The sequence below is a fragment of the Candidatus Neomarinimicrobiota bacterium genome (assembly GCA_016784545.1).
Lineage (GTDB): Bacteria > Fidelibacterota > UBA8477 > UBA8477 > JABMPR01 > JABMPR01.
Genome location: JADHUM010000001.1, coordinates 57,277 through 74,238, shown reverse-complemented (window position 1 = coordinate 74,238; position 16,962 = coordinate 57,277). Strand labels below are relative to the sequence as shown.

Genomic DNA, 16,962 nt, shown 5'->3' with positions numbered 1-16,962 from the left:
TCACTTACTGAAATGTCGTTGAGTTGACACTTTATTTTGAATAATTGTCTAAATTTAGTACTGAAAAATGGATTCGTCTTTGGTCGAATAAAAATATGAATGGAGTTGGTATGAAAAAATCAGGTAGGTCAAGGCATCTCGTCATCGCCCTTGTCATAAGTTTAAATATGTTTGCATCAGCGGCTTTTGCTCAATACAGCGTGGGTCAGACCATTACCCAGGCTACCAGGGACAGGGTTGTGACTTTCTGTGCCAATGATGCTGGAAACATCTCCCTGGGGGAGTTATTGGCGCCAGAGGCCGGAGTTGTAACTCGTGTGGTCTGGCTGAATTTTTTTGAGTCCTGGTGAGGTAATTGCCGTGCGGAGGTTCCGCACCTGGAAGATTTTCACCAAGAACGAAACCATGAGGGGCTCTTGATTGTAGGGCTTGGAAATGATTTTAACTCTCTGAATTGTCAGGCCTGGGCAAACTTGGGAGCTACTTTTCCCATAGCTGATGATCGTGGTTCCAGTATCTGGAGTGATTTTGGTAACGGGACCATCCCAAGGAATACTATCATCGATACAGATGGTGTGGTTTGGTATAACTCAATTGGATTTAATGAATCTGCAATAACAGCGGTTCTGGATGACTTGCTATCAGTGACTGGGACGGTGGGTGAGACGGAATCTCCTGAAAAACACCAGTTGATATCAGTGTTCCCCAATCCCTTTAATGGAGAAACTCAGATTGAATTTGAACTACCTCGTTCAGGTATTGTGACCTTATCAATCTTTGATGGGAAAGGCAGTAAAGTACGGCAATTATTTGCTTCAAACTTTTCGGCTGGTTCACATCAGGTAATCTGGAATTCCAGAGATGACTCTGGCGCTGAGCTCCCAAGTGGTGTCTACATCGCCACCCTTGCCCATAATCGAGGGCTGGAGACGAGGAAAATCCTTTTACTTAAATAACAGTTCTCTCTTCAAATAATAGAACTAAATCCACGAAGAGGCTGTCTCATAACAAGAGATGGCCTCTTTTTATTTTTGCCACAGATTCGCACGGATTATCACAGATATAGTTAAAATCCAAGCTAAAGCATCATTTTCAAGTCACTGGAACCCAAATCATTTCACGGAGACAGCGCAATGACACTTTCCTCTCCCCCCAAAACTGTCTTCCACCATAGTTTCATCAGGAATAAAGGGAAGGCGTTGGAAATGATGTTGTTCATATGCTTTAAAGCTAGCTATAGAGGTATATGGGATTCTGCATGAACAACCATCATGTTAACAGTCATATATACAAGCACAATCCCATATACCTCTATACCCTATCACTCATAACAAAAAGAAAAGACCGCCCTTTTGGGACAGCCTCTTCTATGGAGGTAGGTGTACACATCACCGCTAACTAAATGGTAAATGGTTCCAGATTTTTCTGCTCAATATCTTTAAAATAACGATAGGTTCCATGTTTGAGCTCGTAGGTGGCATCCTCGTCACACACGACCATGGATTTTGGGTGCAATTGGAGGGCTGAAGATGTCCACATATGGTTGACGCCTTCTTCAATCATCTTATAAAGTGCTCTGGCTTTGGAGTGACCATTGACAATTAAAACGACCTCCAGGGAGTCAGTAACGGTACCGACACCAACGGTTAAAGCGAGTTTGGGGACCGACTCAATATCATTCCCAAAAAAACGGGAGTTGGCAATACGTGTATCGTAGGTCAAGGTTTTCACCCGTGTCCTGGAGTGAAGAGAGGAGCCGGGCTCATTAAAGGCGAGGTGCCCGTCCGGTCCAATTCCCCCCAGAAAAAGGCGAATGCCCCCAACTGATTTTATCTTGGCTTCGAAGGCATCACATTCGGCGACCAGATCTTTTGCATTCCCATCCAGGATATTGATGTTCTCCTCTGGAATACCAATGTGGTTGAACAGATTTTGTCGCATGAATGAATGATAACTTTCAGGGTGGCCCTCACGAATATTGACATATTCATCCATGTTAAAGGTGATGACGTTTTCAAAGGAGACACGGTCTTCTTTCACCAGCCTAACAACTTCCTTGTAGGTCCCAACCGGTGAGGATCCAGTGGGCAGTCCCAATACAAAAGGTTTGTCTTTTGTCGGGGCAAAATCGTTGATACACTTTGCAATATAATGGGCGGTCCAATTGCTCAGTCGATCATAATCGGGTTGAATAATAAGTCTCATTTTTTCTCCAGTTTATAAATTTTTCAAGATGCTCTGACTTCGGTCATAATTGCTTTCCATCGACTCTCTCATCTCATCTAATTGCTTTTTAAACGAGTTGGATTCGAATTTCCCCCGAACTTTATCAAAATCATCATCCTGGTGTCCATCAATGCCAAACCCGATTCTTACATTCCCCTCAAATTCCTTAGAGGCATCCATCTCTACCATATTGAGCAGTTTGTTCGAGGAGACCTTCCATTTTTCCAGGACGGTTTTAAGGTTTTCTGAGGTGATGGATTCAAAGCCGAAGACCTGTGGGATGGCCTGCTGAACCCAGGACCATTCATCCACTTCATAGCTGTCATGAATCTTTTGCAGCTCTTTTTGGAGAGAGACCAGTGTGGTCACTTCTCCAGCCTTAATTGCTTCGATTAATTTATTGAGTCTGGGTTGAGCGCACAGGAGGCCTGAGACATCAACCCAGTTGCTGTTGCCGTCCTCTGCGCCATCAATTGGAGCGGTCAAAGCCTTTAATTCCTTGGGTGGATTTGCAACCAGCCTGGCAACCAGGGCATCCCCTAAATATTTTTCTAGTGCCAGGCGGTAATAACGACTACAGGTTTTCAAGAGCAGACGCTTAATGAGAATGCCCTGGTGGCTAACATACTCCTGGCCTTTTGCTGCTTCAGCATATAAATCCAGAAGGATGGATTGTCCCTGCATCATTTTTTGGCCTGTGTAGGGTGAAAGCACTTCAAAATTGAGTTGATCCAGCTTATCTGAATTTTTACGTCCATCACGCGTTGGCCACTTCAAGCCATCACGCATGGTTCCTACCGTGAAAAAATTCATCCCTGGCACCAGGGTAGATTGACCACCATCCTCATTGACATAGGAGAAGGGGAAGTCAGAGCTGTCAAAATTGGCGTAGTGCTTGCCCATGATAGCTGAAAATGCCCCCACTCGCGATGGCCAGAGGAGATAGGAAGAGGAGCCGGTTTTGCTGCCTCGCTCTAGAATCCCCTGATGCAGCGGTCCCAACTTGTACATATGGTTTGATTGGTTGGTGCCGCTGCCAGCATTAAAGAAGGAAAACATGCCTGCAATCAGGAGTGTTGAGCGATGATGGGTTACGGTATAAGGACCACCAAAGATGGAGCAGACTTCACTATGGAATCCCTCCGAGTTACAAAACATGACTGAGTTTTCAGCTGAGAATTGCTTGCCAACTTTAGATGCTTCACCGATTAAAGTTGAGGCAAGCAGTGCTCCATCTGATACATGGGCACCCTTTTGAATGATGAAGTCTTTGGCAATCACGCCATCACCAACAAATGTGGGAGCTGCATGAGATGAGGCGATGGTGCCCTCTTTCAGGTTCTGAATACCCCTGAGGATGGCACCTTGTCCAATATTCACATTCACAATGTTCTGACAGTGAAATAATTTCGCCCCCTCACCAATAATAGCTCGATCGGAACGAACGCTTCCAGCATAATTCTCAGCGATTTGATCCAGGGCTTTGATCAGTTCAGCATCATGGCGATACATGGTTGAAAGATAGGCAGTCTGGGCACTTGTCATGGCTGTGATCTTGAGTTCACGGCCCCCGCCCTCGTTAAGGACTTCAATGGCATGACCGTTCCCGAAACTGGTTTCTCCCTGACATACAATGGACCCGACATTTTCCAGGAGCACATTGTCTTCAATAATCAGGTTGGAAAGCCAGCCATTGACGTTGGAAATATGGCAGTTGTCACCAATTATGACATTGTGGAGGTTGGCGTCAAATATTCCAGCATAGCGTCTAATACCATCGCGGGGTACGAACTCCCCATCGAGGCTTCCAATTCGAACCTCCCCTCGAAAAATGGTTCCAGCGATACGTGTGGGGTCAAAGCCTTTGGTTACTTTCACCTTGGGCCAGCTTCTTGACCAGCAGCCATTTCCTTTCAGGATTTTAATGGCTTCCGGGGTTAAGGCTAAATAGGCTTCAGCATTCATAATGGTTGACTCCAGTGGCTATCCCTCAGCCAAAACCTTGTCGATAAACCCAACAGCATCGCCTACAGTTTTTACACCGAGTGCAGCATCCTCATCCATTTCAATGTCAAACTCTTCTTCAAAAGCGGCCACAAGTTCAATGGATTGCATGGAGTCAGCACCAAGATCCTCTACAAATCGTGAGGTATCCTGGACTCGTGAAGCTTCAATCTTTAACAGCTCAGCGGCGACAATCTTAATTCGATCTATAGTTGACATAGTTTATCTCCCGATTTATCAATGTTTTTTTGTGGTTAGTTTGAAAGTATCTCGAGCAATGGCCAGTTCCTCATTGGTTGGGATAATCATGACCTTGATTCTAGATGTGGTTCCTTGAATTTCACCTGCCACCCCTGCATGAACTTCATTTCTCATTTCGTCAATTACGACACCTTGTTGATCCATGTCTGACAGAATTCGATGGCGCATGGCGGCACCATTTTCGCCGATACCTCCAGTAAAAACGATGGCATCAACACGGTTTAGCACAGCCATATAAGCACCGATATATTTTTTTATACGATAGGCAAAAATATTAAGAGCCAACTCTGCTCTATCATCTCCACCATCGGCTTTTAATTCAAGATCACGGACATCATTGGAACTCCCAGAGACCCCGAGGAGACCAGATTGCTTGTTAAGCAGGATATCCAGGCTATCCGTGTCATAGCCTTTGCGATTGAGATAGAAAAGAATACCGGGGTCCAGATCACCACTGCGGGTTCCCATAACAAGACCCTCCAGCGGAGTGAGTCCCATGCTGGTATCAACGGAGTGACCATCTCTAATGGCAGCAATTGAAGATCCATTTCCCAGATGGCAGGTAATCAGATTTACAGAGTATTTATGCATTCCCATCATCTGGGCTGCCTGTCGAGCTACATATTGATGGGACATACCATGAAAACCGTAGCGTCTGATCTGGTATTCAGAATACAACTTCTCCGGCAGGGCATAGCGGTAGGCCACCTCAGGAATACTATGGTGAAATGCTGTATCGAAACAGGCAACCTGAGGAATATCACCAAACATGCGCCGGGCTTGTTGTATTCCAGTCAAATTGGGAGGATTATGAAGAGGGGCTAGCTCAAATACAGCTTCAATACCTTCCTCCAGTTCATCATCTATAGGCATAGATCCACCAAAGCTTTCCCCTCCATGAACCACACGATGCCCGCAGGCATTGATTTCAGATAGAGAATGAATGACACCACTTTCGGGATTGAGAAGCATGTTTTTGATGACTGCAAATCCAGCGGGGTAGTCAGCGATTCCCTGATTTTTTTCGATCTTACCCCGAGGTGTTTTTAGGGAAGCAAAAGCATCTTCGGATCCCACACGCTCAACCAGTCCTTCAGCCAGAACATTTTCTTGAGGCATGTGAAAGAGTTTGAATTTTATGGAAGAACTCCCGCAATTAAAGACTAGAATTTTCATGAAGAGCTATCCCCTGGCCTGGACTGATGTGATAGCCGTAACAGCGATGAGGTCATCAACGCTGGCTCCACGACTCATGTCATTGACGGGCTTTGCAAACCCTTGAAGTATTGGTCCGATAGCCTTGGCATTGGCCATATATTGGACCAGCTTGTAACCAATATTTCCTGAATCAAGATCTGGAAAGATCAACACATTGGCCTGGCCAGCTACTGTGCTTTCCTTGACCTTTTTTGCAGCCACACTAGGAACGATGGCTGCATCAAGCTGTAGTTCACCATCCATGTCAAATTCAGGCTTGATCTTTTTAGCAATATCAAGCGCTTCAAGCACCTTGTCTGCATCCTCATGTCCTGCAGAACCCTTGGTTGAGAATGAAAGAAAGGCGATTTTGGGATCTATCCCCAGGAGGGCTTGGGCATTTGTCCCAGAGGCGATAGCGATCTCAGCCAATTGTTGGGCGGTGGGTTGAATGTTCACTGCTGAGTCTGCGAACAGAAAGATCTTATCCTTTTCACCCTGAAATTCAGGGATAATCATGATGAAGAAACTACTTGGGGTGGAGAGTCCTTCCTGAAAACCCACAGTAAGCGTTGCAGTTTGGATCACAATGCTGGTGGCAGTGGCCACACCTGCTACCATCCCATCGGCTGCACCCTGACTCACCATCATGCCGCCGAAGGAGAGCGGTTTGCGAACCAGCTTTTGAGCAATGGCTTGACGGAGACTTCGTTTGTTGGCATAAATTTGAGAATAGGTTTCCAGACGTGAATCGTTTTTACTGTCAATGATTTCCATACTGCCAAGATCGCAATGATGCGCTTTGGCCACAGTGCGAATTTGTTCTGGATTCCCAATCAGAATGGGGCGTGCGATCTTCAGCTCCTGCACCTGCACCACAGCTTTTAAAATCCGTGGATCACTCGCTTCAGGATATACAATACGGGCGGGATTCTTCTGTGCCGTTGCAGTGAACTGATCAATGATATTCATAGTTCAACCTCAATGTTCAAATATTGGGAATAGAATAATATTTATGGGCAATTAGATCAAGTATTAGTTAGTAAAGATTACAAACTAATTAAGATTGATTATACGCCTTAAAATCCTTGTATATGATGAAATATTCTGTTAAAAAGTAACCCAGATTTCAATTTAGAGAAACCAGGGATGGATCAATTTTTGAAACAAAATATTTTTTATGTAAAAGAGTTGTCATGAACCAGAGCCCCAAATCATCTATTGCCGCATTTTTCGATTTTGATGAAACCCTTCTGGCTGTTGATAGTGCTACTATAGGATTCAAGGTTCTCAAGGATCAAGGCTATCTTTCAAAGACATTCATCCTGAAATTGCTTCTTGGTGTACTCCTCAAAAAGCTTGGGCTGGTTGATGAGCAATACATGGCACGAACATTTCTGAGTTTTTACAAGGGTCGCCAGTTTCAACTCTTTGTTGACTCAGCCCAACCTTTTTATGAGGAGCATCTTGCGCCTAATTTATCAGTTGATGTGACCCAAAAGTTACGCTGGCACCAGGAGCAGGGACATCAAACTGTGTTGGTGACTGGCTCCATTGACTACTATCTCAAACCGGTGATGGAAGCTCTCAGTATAGACCATTTATTATGTACTCACCTGGAGGTGGATGCACATGGAATCCTTACAGGGAGACCAGCGGGGCAGGTGTGTGTTGGAGAGGCGAAGGTGACGCTGGCAAATGATCTGGCGAAAGACCATGGCATTGATTTTTCCCAATCCTATGCCTATGGTAATTCAGAGAATGATATCCCTATATTAAAGCATGTGGGCTACCCTGTTATTGTCAATCCCACCAGAGGATTGGCGCGTTACGCTAACAGACTCAAATGGCCAAGTCTATAAAAGGGATATGTTGATCAATCAATTGAGGATTGTTACCACCTATGTCTAAGCTCTCAGATCAAATTCTCAACGAATTATTAGAATTGGGTGATCCTGAAAGAGCCAGCCATTCCCAACGGTTTTTCAAGACAGGCAAAGGCGAGTATGGCGAAGGTGACATCTTTCTTGGCATTAAAGTACCACATTTACGGGCCCTGGCCAAAAGGCATAAACAGGCCAATAGGCTGGATGCTCTTGAATTACTCCATTCCAAGTACCATGAAGCCCGACTCACGGCCCTATTTCTACTGGTAAATCTATATAACCATGGCGATGCCTCAGAAAAAAAACAGATCTATGAGGATTACCTCAAAAATATACCATACATCAACAACTGGGACCTGGTAGACAGCTCCGCGCTTCAAATTGTGGGACACTATCTTTTTGATAAAGAACGTTCCCATCTTGAAATATTAGCCAGATCAAAAGACCTCTGGGAGCGGAGAGTAGCCATCATATCCAGTTATTATTTTATCCGGCAATATGAATTCCAGGACACGCTGACCCTTGCAGAAATTCTGCTCCATGATCAAGAAGATCTCATTCACAAGGCCGTGGGTTGGATGTTGCGGGAAGTGGGTAACAAGAGTAGACCCACAGAAGAGACGTTTCTTCAAAAACATTACCTCTCTATGCCGAGAACCATGCTGAGATATGCCATCGAAAAATTTCCCGAGGAAAGACGTCAGGCATATTTAAAAGGAGAATTATAGACGTGCAGCCGAGGAGCATAAAGCAGATATTGTTCGTCTTGGGGCTCATAGTTTCAATTGGTGGAATGTCATTTACTGACGAAGATAAACCATGCGGCCGTGCACATGGAGATCAGTTTCTCCGTGACATGCAGCCAACCCCAGAACAACAGAAAATTGATATCAGATATTATGGATTAAATCTTGATCTTGATATAGCAACCACATCAATGGAAAAGGCTTTTGTGGTGAAATTTGTAGTGGTAGATACCAGTCTTGAGACCATTGAACTTGATTATTCCACAAACAATCCCGGGGTGGGAAATGTCACTGTTAATCTGGTTATTCTGGATGGCGACACAGTGACCTATACGCATACCAATGATATGTTGTCAATTCCACTTCAATCAACCCCGGTTTTGAATGCACTCATGACGCTGGAAATATTTGCTGAAGCTGGACCTGGAAGTAACCAGGACAACTATGGTTTTAACTGGGACTACGAAATGGGCCAACGGGCAATCTGGACCAGCTCCCAGCCCTATAACGCCAGGGATTGGTGGCCTTCAGTAGATTATCCCAGAGATAAGGCTGATTCCGTGGATATTGTGGTGACTATTGATGATTACATGACCGTGGCTTCGAATGGTCGTCTTATTAGCAAGATTGATAATGGTGATGGCACAAAAACCTGGCATTGGCATGTTGGACACCCCATCGCCACATATCTGGTTTCACTGTCCATCTATGAATTTTATGTCTGGGGTGACATTTATGTAGATGCCAATAATGATACCTTACCTATTGAGTTTTATACTTACAGTCACCCTGATAATCCCAACCCATCCTATATGACCACCAACTATCTACTCTTGCCGGAGATGATTAGTTTGTATGAAAGCCGGTTCGGGCCCTATCCTTTCATGGATGAAAAATATGGTCATGCAGAATGGGGTGAAAACTGGGGGTTGGAGCATCAAACCCTGACCTCCATGGGTGACCCCACTGAAAGACGAGTTGCTCATGAATTAGCACATATGTGGTATGGAGATATGATCACCTGTCATAGTTATCATCATATCTGGCTCAATGAAGGTTTCGCGCGTTATGCTGAGGCTTTATGGTGGGAAGCACATTATGGATCCTCTGGCTACCGTGAAAAAATGGCATCTTTCGAGTATTATGGAGGGGGAACCATCTATGTGGAAGACCCGGAAAATGAGTCCATATTTGGTCTGAATTTATCCTATAACAAGCCGGCTTGGGTATTGCATATGTTGAGACATATTGTTGGTGATGATACATTTTTTGAAATTCTCCAGGCCTACGCTGATGATCCACAATTCAAATACGGGACCGCAACAACTGAAGGTTTTGAAATGGTTGTGGAAGAAGTCAGTGGGCTCGATTTCACCAATTTTTTCCAACAATGGATTTATGGTGAGAGCTTCCCCCAGTATCGTGTTTATCGTGAACAGAATGGTACGGATCTTCTGGTGCAAACCACCCAATGGGGATTATCATTTGATCTACCAGTGGATTTTCGAATTGTGACAACAGGATCTGTCATTGATACGGTTTTACCAATTAGCGAACATTCCATGACCTTTCATTTCGACCTCCCCGCTGGTGAAATCGTCACCGACTTGATTGTGGATCCTGATGACTGGATTTTGAAGTCGACGGCATATTTGGTGGGCTTGACCGATGATCAACCGACTATTCCTCTGGGTTTTGAGCTTGGGCAAAATTATCCAAATCCCTTCAATCCATCAACTTCGATACCTTATAGTCTGGACGAGCAAACCACTGTTAGAATGAGCATTTTTGACCTTCAGGGCCGAGAAGTGAGTCAATTGCTAAACACCTCTCAGAGTGGTGGTCGTTATACCGCTAATTGGAACAGTGAGAATAGCGAGGGGCATCCAGTTGAGGCAGGTGTCTACTTTTGTAGACTGGAAACTGACTCCCACACAGCGATTACGAAATTACTCCTGGTGAGATAGTACTAACAAATGGAAACAATCGACCTCACTCCCATAGCCTATGTATCCAATGATCGGTATCATCTGGAGGATGATGATTGGGGTGAAGTTATCTCAGAAATTCATCTTCGAGAGGATCTCTCTGCAGAATTATTTATGGGGCTGGATACCTTTTCACATGTTGAGATTATCTTTGTTTTTCATCGCATCCCCGCTGACAAGAAAGTGCCAGATTCAAGGCACCCCCGCGACAACCAGGCTTGGCCAAAACTTGGATTGTTAGCTCAGCGTTCCTCTTATCATCCCAATCCAATTGGACTGTGTGCAGCAAAAATCTTAAAAGTTGTTGGAAGCGTTCTCACAGTGCAGGGCCTGGATGCTGTAGATGGTTCGCCCATCCTGGATATTAAACCCGTTTTTCAAGAGTTTATTCCCGGAGATACAAAACAGCCCCAATGGGTCTCAGAACTTCTTAAAAATTATTGGAAAAAATCCAGGAAGTCCTGAGATATTTGGGTCAAGCTTAAAGCCCTACTCCCATAATAAAGCGCAGCAAGCGATCTGCTCCAGCATCCTCTGAACCCGGGACCAGCAGCCCCAGGGCAAACCATAAATCCTTTTTTCCATGTGAGAGGGTTGGACCCCAGTAGAATTGATCAGCGTCGCCCTTGATCTCAAGACCCAGACTTAGGAGGGGGTGAATCCGATAACTGAGACCTGCGGTATATTCAAATTCAATCTCGGTTTCCTCGTCGTCAAACTCAAATTCTATAACGGGGTTGAGTGAAATGTTGAGCTTTTCAAAATCTCGAGCCAGAATGAGTTTGGTTTCAAGGGCAGAGTGATCAAAGGCTGCATTATCCTTGTATTCCAGATAGATCAGTGGATTCAGGGGCCAGCGACCTTTTTCACCGAGTCTAAAGCGCATTCTCAGCTTAAACCCATCATAAGCAATGGGTGAGACATGGGTCTGCTTGAATTTTTGATAGATACCCACATCAAACCAATCATTCATTCCGATTTCATATTCATACTGTAAAGTGGTTGTGGCCTGTCTACCTGAATCTGTATCGAGATGTGAGAACTCAGTATAGGATTCCAACTCAGCTTCACCGCGAGGCAGGGTTTGGTATTCGTAGGTCCAGACATAACGCCTCCCATCCGCCTGGAGATTTGCAGCCAGCAGGAGAGAGGAAAGAAGTACCAGTGATTTTATGTTCATTTTTATCCTTTAGATATAATTGTTATTGACATGCATCAAGTATATGCGAATAAGTCTCAATTGCAAAACATTATTTCATAAGCTTTTACTAAAACACACTGGGCGTGATCAAACCTTTGTCTGGATAGTCTATTAAACGATAGTTTTGATTAGTTTGTATTGCACAAAAGCTCGACTTTGGCTTGTTCGCCAAAAATGAGCAACTGATCTGAAGATTGAAGCTTGTCATTCACATCTGGAATGATATCCCGTTCCTTGTTTGATTCAGCTCGCCTGATTAATAAAATATCCACACCGTAGGATTGACGGACATTTAGCGAACGTAAGGACTGATTGATAAACGCTGAGGGGACGTTGATCCGCGCCAGAAAAAAGCCGGGAATCACTTCAGATTTTTCATGATACTGTCTGTGAATATATTTCATTGAAGTGGCCATGGCTTTGGCTGATTCTGCATGGATCAACAACTCCTGATACTGGTGTACGATGGAGGTTCGCTCCACTTCACCCTGGAGCATTTGGTTCTCATCAACAACGGGTAAGGCTTCCAGATCCATTTCGATCATTTTTCTCAGAACCTCATGAATGGGCGTCTCATCGTGTATGACCTCAAACTTTTGATTCATCATGTCCTTTACTGTGACATGGTCTGGAATTTCTTCATGGTGATTCAAATACCGGCGCATGGCTGAGTGAGTGATGATCCCAATAAGTTGGCCGACGTCATCTTTAACATAAGTATTCAAGGCAGAGCTGGTTGACAGCTTTTCAAGAAGCTCCTGTAGTGTCATGGACTCAGGCACCGTATCTATGATCTTCTTTTTTAAGTCATTTACGCTGATTTTATCAAGAATATTGATGTCTTTTCCACCGTAAATATCAATTCCCCGCCTCTGCAGCTTCAGCGTGTAAATGTTTGAACCCTTAAGCAGTCTTGATGAAATCACCATGGCAATGATGCTGGTAATCATCAGAGGTAAAATGACTGTATATTCCTTGGTCATCTCGAAGATGATTAATACAGCAGTAACTGGAGCATGAGTCGTTGCCGCAACCATGGCAGCCATTCCTACCAGTGCATAGGCACCACTAGTGGCAGTAATTTCAGGGAAAAGCATATGGATTACACCACCCATTGCACCTCCCAGCATTGATCCTATGAAAAGAGAAGGAGCAAAAACACCTCCAGAGGCACCAAATCCCATGGAAAGGCTTGTTGCAAAAATTTTGGCCAGGACCAAACCAGCCGCAAGGGCTAATCCAATATTGCCGCTTAACACCTTATCCATGGTTTCGTAACCAACACCTAAAATTTCTGGGAGATAAATAGCGACAATACCGAGAAGAGCGCCACCCAGTAAGCCCTTAAGAGCAACTGGAGCTTTCCAACTATCGAAGAGGTCTTCCGTCTTGTAGAGTGAACGCACAAAAATCCAGGCTACCACACCGGTGGCAAGACCCAAGATGATATAAAATATTATTTCTACGGGAGAGTGGAGGGTGTAAGTCGGGGGAACAAAGGCCGGAAAATTCCCATACAGGGCTCGGCTAATGACAGTACCAAAAACCGATGCGATAATGATGGGGCCGATTGCTGCGGCACTAAAATCACCAAGAATGACCTCTGAAGCAAAAAGAGCTCCGGCAATGGGGGCATTAAAGGTTGCTGCAATTCCAGCCGCAGCACCACAACCGATAAATGTTTTCATCCTTCTAACGGAAACCTGGAATACTTGACCAATAGTTGAGCCAAAGGCAGAACCAATCTGAACAATGGGACCTTCACGACCGACTGAAGCACCCGTTGCGATGGACATGGCGGAAGCAAATGCTTTGATGATCACCACACGCATACGAATAAACCCATTTTGAGTTGCCACCGCATTCATAACTTCTGGCACGCCGTGACCCTTTGCTTCAGGTGCAAAATGCATGACAAACCAGGCAACCAGGGCACTACCGAATGCCGGGATTCCGATTTTCAAGTAAAGAGGAGCCGCCTTGACAACATCGATTAAGGAACCGTCTCCCCACAGAGTAAGACGGAAAAATTCAATAAGCGTTCTAAATCCTGCGGAAATCACACCAGCAAAAACACCAATAAGCATGGCAATAATAATCACAAATAGTTGATCAAATGACTTAATCTTAAATAAAGCATTCTGCAGGAGGACGTATCGGGATCGTCGATGATTCAGACGTCTGCGAAGTTTTCCAATGCGTTCCGTATTCAGAGGGGTAGACAAAAGCTTAAGACTGTCCTTTCTTAAAACTCAATAATTGCGAGTCATGCTAATTAAACCAAGAGTTTGCCCATTACAAGGATTGGTCTATCAAATATTTGGGATTATTTTGATTTTAAGGTATGATTGTCGATTGTACTTCGTGAGTTTGATAAAATCATTATCTTTTGGCAGCTCTCGGAGGTGTTTATGAAAGCAATGCTTATCGTTATTTTAATTTTTCTCACATCAAGTGATTTAATAGCTCAACAGCAAGACACTCTAAACAATCGATCTTCATATAAAAAGGCCTGGGATGCTGCCAATGCCAATGGCAAAATAAGCAGCGAAGAACGGGTCCTTCTTGATATTATGGTTGAATCTCTACTCCTGTCCACAGACAGCAGCCAGGTGTGGGAACAAAGTTGGAAGCCCCATTTTAATAAAACCCTGGATCAGTCTGGTCGCTGGCCCCTGGTGCTGCAAAATATCGTGATTGGCTCGGGCTTGTACGGTTGGGGTATACCCTATGTGCTGGATGCTGAGGATGGACGATGGTATGTCGGTGGTGTTATGGTTTCAGCCGGGGGAGCCTTTTATCTCACCTACAAATACACCAGGGACATGGAAATGACCCATGCTCGTACCCAGATGATGAGATACGGTTCATTGTTGGGCTTGCGCTATGGCCTGGGATTAAATCAATTGTTGGATCTGGATAGTGGTGATGGCGAGGACAGAGAAACACTCTGGATGTGGATGCTCATGGCCTCACTGCCAGCCGGTCACTATGGTGGTGAGATTCTCTTTGATAAATATGAACCCAGCAATGGTCAGGCCTGGGCCTGGACCATGTGGACTGGTGTATCTGGTGTAACTGCCCGACTTATCTATAATGTGGTCAATGAAGTCCCTGACAATAGATACAATGATGAGTATGAACAATGGAAGAAGAATAAAACCTTGGTCGAACTCTTGTCATATCCTCTTGGAGCTTACTATGGATATCGGCTTACCCATGAAAAGCAATACACCTTCGGGGACGCTCTTATGCTCCTTCAAGGCTGGGGTTTTGGCTATTTTAATACCATGATGCTCCAATCCATTCTTTTTGATGGTGGAGATGAGGATACTTTTTTTATGGTGGCTGGTCTGGGAGCCATCGGAGGCGCCTTTGCGTATGATCACTATATCCAGAACGATGACTTTAGCTTTGGGCAATCGACTCTCATGTTGCTGGGTTCAGCTTCAGGGACCTTTTTTGGTTTTGGGACAGCAATCCTGTTAGACGTGACAGATAAGGAACCAATGCTATCCATGGCCATTGCTGGTTATGGCGCAGGGACATGGTTGACTCGAAAAATTCTAGAAATCGAACCAAATGGGAGTCTGGCACAGTCAGAGTCCACCCGCATGTCAATAACACCAACTGTGATACCATCTTTTGGGCCAGATAAAAAGGTGACGCTTTTACCAGGTATAGGTTTGAACATCACATTCAAATAATTATTCCCATATATAGGTGCATCGTATCATCCTAAATTGAGGGATGCTCAACCCCCAGCCCTATACCAATAAACCCCGTGCCATTATCCATCTCGATCTGGATGCATTCTTCTGCTCAGTTGAAGTCCTGAGAGATCCTTCTCTGGCTGGTAAGCCAATTGTGGTGGGAGGTCGGAGTGAAAACAGGGGGGTGGTCGCAGCAGCATCTTACCCAGCCCGGGAATATGGGATTTACTCCGCCATGCCCATGATTGAAGCCAGCAGACGGTGCAAAGATCTTGTGGTTATTTCATCTCAGCATGGTATGTATCGAATGTACTCGAAAGTGATTATGGGTATTTTAAGAGCAGAATCTCCAATCATACAACAGGTCAGCATTGATGAAGCCTATCTGGATCTCAGTGATGAGATTAATCAATGGGTTGAAGTCACAGAGATTGCCCGCAAGATTCAATTAAAGATATCCAGGGATATTGGACTATCTGCTTCGGTAGGCGTTGCTACCAATAAGATGATCGCTAAAATCGCATCAGACTTCCAAAAACCCAATGGCCTCACCGTGGTTCCGCCAGGTACCGAAATCGACTTTCTGGCTCCCCTGCCTGTGAAGAAAATTCCAGGCATTGGTCCCAAAGCGAATGAACGTCTGGCCAAGTATGGAATATACACGATTGCAGATATGGCAGTCATCAAGGAAGATGTCCTGAAGCAGCGATTTGGTAAAATGGGTGAGGCCATGAGCCGGTGGTCTAAGGGAATCGATGATCGTCCCGTTCACGAAGATCATGAAACAAAATCCATTAGTACTGAGCGAACCTTCTCAAAAAACATTGAAGATCAAACCGAGTTATTGGAAATTGTAGAAAAATTAAGTTTCAAAGTTGGGGAGCAGCTAAAAAAGAAAAAATTCATGGCTGCCACCATCACCATCAAGATTCGCTATGCAGATTTTACAACCTTTACCCGACAACACACGGTTCCAGAACCCCTGGATGATGGTTTTGAAATCTTCAGAATTGCCAGGAAGTTACTGGTTAAAAATTGGATGCCCGGGGAGCCAGTACGCCTCTTGGGTGTCGGTGGATCACACTTCAGTGAACCACATGGTCAATTATCATTGGGGTTGGATGTGTAACTCAAAGCGAGGATTCGAATCCTCGCCTGGAAGTATCAATTAAACTTGTGAATATCTAAAACACTCCTCGAGATGGTCATTCACCATACCCACAGCTTGCATATGTGCATACACCACTGTAGTCCCCAAGAATTTGAATCCACGCGTCTTTAAATCTTTGGCAATGGTAGTGGATAGGTCGGTGCTGGCAGGAATATCATCTAGAATCTTAAACTGATTTGTGAGTGGCTTTCCATTTGAGAACCCCCAGAAATACACGCAGAAACTGCCAAACTCCTCAATAACTTCAAGATAGCGTTGAGCATTATTAATCGCGGCCCTGATCTTGAGCTGATTTCTTACAATACCTTTATCCTGGAGTAGCTCCTGAACTTTATCCTCGCCGAAAAGCGCCACTTTTTTAAAATCAAATTCTGCAAAGGCTTTGCGAAAATTATCCCGCTTATTGAGCACGATTTCCCAACTCAGTCCTGCCTGGAATGATTCCAATATGAGAAATTCAAACATTTTTTGATCATCTCGTACAGGAACACCCCATTCTTCATCATGATATTTAACATAGGTTGGCTTGTTGAGTGGTACCCAACCACAGCGAGTTTTGTCAGGCATAG

At 44.6% G+C, this 16,962-nt stretch carries 16 protein-coding genes; 8 read left to right on the top strand and 8 right to left on the bottom strand.

Translation table 11 applies throughout. The annotated features are described in order from the left end of the window. Positions 1–110 precede the first annotated feature (110 nt). A complete protein-coding gene (locus ISR87_00325; protein MBL7023869.1) occupies positions 111–350 on the top strand; it encodes a hypothetical protein in 240 nt (79 codons plus the stop codon). Positions 351–416: 66 nt separating this feature from the next. Beyond that, positions 417–956, top strand: a complete 540-nt coding sequence (locus tag ISR87_00320; GenBank protein MBL7023868.1) for a T9SS type A sorting domain-containing protein — start codon at positions 417–419, stop codon at positions 954–956. Positions 957–1,398: 442 nt separating this feature from the next. Here the strand turns inward: ISR87_00320 and ISR87_00315 are convergent, their stop codons facing one another. From ISR87_00315 to pta, 5 genes are read right to left on the bottom strand one after another with little or no spacing between them, the layout of a single operon-like run. Continuing rightward, positions 1,399–2,205, bottom strand: coding sequence for a glucosamine-6-phosphate deaminase (locus ISR87_00315; GenBank protein ID MBL7023867.1), 807 nt, complete (start codon positions 2,203–2,205; stop codon positions 1,399–1,401). 12 nt (positions 2,206–2,217) lie between these two features. Then, positions 2,218–4,191, bottom strand: a complete 1,974-nt coding sequence (locus ISR87_00310; protein MBL7023866.1) for a DUF4954 family protein — start codon at positions 4,189–4,191, stop codon at positions 2,218–2,220. A gap of 18 nt (positions 4,192–4,209) precedes the next feature. After that, on the bottom strand, positions 4,210–4,449 hold the full coding sequence (gene acpP, locus ISR87_00305) for an acyl carrier protein (protein ID MBL7023865.1): 240 nt from the start codon (positions 4,447–4,449) through the stop codon (positions 4,210–4,212). 18 nt (positions 4,450–4,467) lie between these two features. After that, positions 4,468–5,667, bottom strand: a complete 1,200-nt coding sequence (locus tag ISR87_00300) for an acetate kinase (GenBank protein ID MBL7023864.1) — start codon at positions 5,665–5,667, stop codon at positions 4,468–4,470. A 6-nt stretch (positions 5,668–5,673) separates the two neighbouring features. Continuing rightward, a complete protein-coding gene (gene pta / locus ISR87_00295; protein MBL7023863.1) occupies positions 5,674–6,660 on the bottom strand; it encodes a phosphate acetyltransferase in 987 nt (328 codons plus the stop codon). Between the two features lie 224 nt (positions 6,661–6,884). Here pta and ISR87_00290 point away from each other — a divergent pair, with 224 nt between their 5' ends. The 4 genes from ISR87_00290 to ISR87_00275 are packed head-to-tail and all read left to right on the top strand — an operon-like array spanning position 6,885 to position 10,773. Then, on the top strand, positions 6,885–7,550 hold the full coding sequence (locus tag ISR87_00290) for an HAD family hydrolase (GenBank protein MBL7023862.1): 666 nt from the start codon (positions 6,885–6,887) through the stop codon (positions 7,548–7,550). A gap of 41 nt (positions 7,551–7,591) precedes the next feature. Further along, positions 7,592–8,302: a DNA alkylation repair protein gene (locus ISR87_00285; protein ID MBL7023861.1), complete on the top strand. Its 711-nt coding sequence runs from the start codon at positions 7,592–7,594 to the stop codon at positions 8,300–8,302. A 29-nt stretch (positions 8,303–8,331) separates the two neighbouring features. Further along, complete coding sequence (locus ISR87_00280; protein ID MBL7023860.1) at positions 8,332–10,287, top strand: T9SS type A sorting domain-containing protein; 1,956 nt, start codon at positions 8,332–8,334, stop codon at positions 10,285–10,287. A gap of 9 nt (positions 10,288–10,296) precedes the next feature. Continuing rightward, complete coding sequence (locus ISR87_00275) at positions 10,297–10,773, top strand: SAM-dependent methyltransferase (GenBank protein ID MBL7023859.1); 477 nt, start codon at positions 10,297–10,299, stop codon at positions 10,771–10,773. A 16-nt stretch (positions 10,774–10,789) separates the two neighbouring features. Here ISR87_00275 and ISR87_00270 read toward each other — a convergent pair whose 3' ends face one another. Continuing rightward, the gene (locus ISR87_00270) at positions 10,790–11,488 is read right to left on the bottom strand and encodes a hypothetical protein (protein ID MBL7023858.1); all 699 of its coding nucleotides are present in this window, start codon (positions 11,486–11,488) and stop codon (positions 10,790–10,792) included. A 149-nt stretch (positions 11,489–11,637) separates the two neighbouring features. Continuing rightward, positions 11,638–13,734 (bottom strand): chloride channel protein, encoded by a 2,097-nt coding sequence (locus ISR87_00265; GenBank protein MBL7023857.1) that lies wholly within the window; start codon positions 13,732–13,734, stop codon positions 11,638–11,640. A gap of 186 nt (positions 13,735–13,920) precedes the next feature. Between ISR87_00265 and ISR87_00260 the strand changes: the two genes are divergently transcribed. Both ISR87_00260 and dinB read left to right on the top strand, forming a co-directional pair. Then, positions 13,921–15,216, top strand: a complete 1,296-nt coding sequence (locus ISR87_00260; GenBank protein ID MBL7023856.1) for a hypothetical protein — start codon at positions 13,921–13,923, stop codon at positions 15,214–15,216. A gap of 43 nt (positions 15,217–15,259) precedes the next feature. After that, positions 15,260–16,351, top strand: coding sequence for a DNA polymerase IV (gene dinB, locus ISR87_00255; protein MBL7023855.1), 1,092 nt, complete (start codon positions 15,260–15,262; stop codon positions 16,349–16,351). A 39-nt stretch (positions 16,352–16,390) separates the two neighbouring features. On the opposite strand, the gene ISR87_00250 is transcribed toward dinB, so the two are convergent. Further along, a complete protein-coding gene (locus tag ISR87_00250; GenBank protein MBL7023854.1) occupies positions 16,391–16,960 on the bottom strand; it encodes a DNA-3-methyladenine glycosylase I in 570 nt (189 codons plus the stop codon). Positions 16,961–16,962 lie beyond the last annotated feature (2 nt).